General features: G+C 66.3%; 2 protein-coding genes. Both read right to left on the bottom strand.

The features are described from left to right. Positions 1-7: 7 nt before the first annotated feature. On the bottom strand, positions 8-715 hold the full coding sequence (gene rplA, locus ADBZ5U_RS09035) for a 50S ribosomal protein L1 (RefSeq protein WP_526264555.1): 708 nt from the start codon (positions 713-715) through the stop codon (positions 8-10). 92 nt (positions 716-807) lie between these two features. Then, positions 808-1,239 carry a 50S ribosomal protein L11 gene (gene rplK / locus ADBZ5U_RS09030; RefSeq protein WP_526264553.1) on the bottom strand — a complete coding sequence of 144 codons (432 nt, stop codon included), beginning with the start codon at positions 1,237-1,239 and terminating at the stop codon, positions 808-810. Positions 1,240-1,241 lie beyond the last annotated feature (2 nt).

Below are 1,241 nucleotides of genomic sequence, written 5' to 3'. Positions count from 1 at the left end.
GACCCGCCTACTCCTCGGTGAAGTTCCGCGTCACCGCCGGATCGACCGGAATACCCGGCCCCGTCGTCGTGGAGACGGTCACCTTCTTGAGGTAGCGCCCCTTCGACGACGACGGCTTGGCCCGCAGCACCTCATCCAGGGCCGCGCCGTAGTTCTCGGCCAGTTTCTTCTCGTCGAAGGAGGCCTTGCCGATGATCAGGTGCAGGTTGGCCTGCTTGTCCACCCGGAAGTTGATCTTGCCGCCCTTGATGTCGGTGACGGCCTTGGCCACGTCGGGGGTGACGGTGCCTGTCTTGGGGTTGGGCATCAGGCCGCGCGGGCCCAGCACGCGGGCGATCCGGCCCACCTTGGCCATCTGGTCGGGGGTGGCGATCGCGGCGTCGAAGTCCAGGAACCCGCCTTGGATCTTCTCGATCAGGTCGTCGCTACCGACCACGTCGGCGCCGGCGGCGGCGGCCTGCTCGGCCTTCTCCCCCACCGCGAACACCGCCACCCGGGCGGTCTTGCCGGTGCCGTGCGGCAGGCTCACGGTGCCGCGCACCATCTGGTCGGCCTTGCGGGGATCCACACCCAGGCGGATGGCGACCTCGACGGTGGCGTCCTGCTTCTTCGAGGAGGTCTCCTTGGCGAGCTTGGCCGCCTCCAGCGGGGTGTAGAGCTTGTCGCGATCCACCTTCGCGGCGGCTTCGCGGTATGCCTTGCTGTTCTTGCTCATGTCAATCCAATCTAGGTGCGGTTGGCAGTGGTCGAACGGGCCGAAGCGGGCCCTCCCACGGTGGTATTCAGTTGTGCGACAGAACTATTCGGCTATTCGACCGTGATACCCATCGACCGGGCGGTGCCGGCGATGATCTTGGCGGCCTGCTCGACGTCGTTGGCGTTGAGGTCTTCCTTCTTGGTCTCGGCGATCTCGCGCACCTGATCCCAGCTCACCTTGGCGACTTTGGTCTTGTGCGGTTCGGCCGAGCCCTTCTGCACACCGGCGGCCTTGAGCAGCATCCGGGACGCCGGCGGGGTCTTCAGCTTGAAGTCGAAGCTGCGGTCCTCGAAGACGCTGATCTCCACCGGGATGACGTTGCCGCGCTGGCTCTCCGTCGCGGCGTTGTAGGCCTTGCAGAACTCCATGATGTTGACGCCGTGCTGACCGAGCGCAGGGCCGACCGGCGGGGCGGGGTTGGCCGCACCGGCCTGGATCTGCAGCTTGATCAGGCCGACGACCTTTTTCTTCTTCGGGGCCATGG

The sequence above is a fragment of the Mycobacterium sp. genome (assembly GCF_040398885.1).
Classification (GTDB): domain Bacteria; phylum Actinomycetota; class Actinomycetes; order Mycobacteriales; family Mycobacteriaceae; genus Mycobacterium.
The sequence above is the reverse complement of the archived record's forward strand: the minus strand, read 5'-3'. Positions and strand labels throughout refer to the sequence as shown.

Coding starts and splice junctions, on each gene's coding strand:
- rplK (WP_526264553.1), bottom strand. CDS start 1,239: ATGGCCCCGAAGAAGAAAAAGGTCGTCGGCCTGATCAAGCTGCAGATC.
- rplA (WP_526264555.1), bottom strand. CDS start 715: ATGAGCAAGAACAGCAAGGCATACCGCGAAGCCGCCGCGAAGGTGGAT.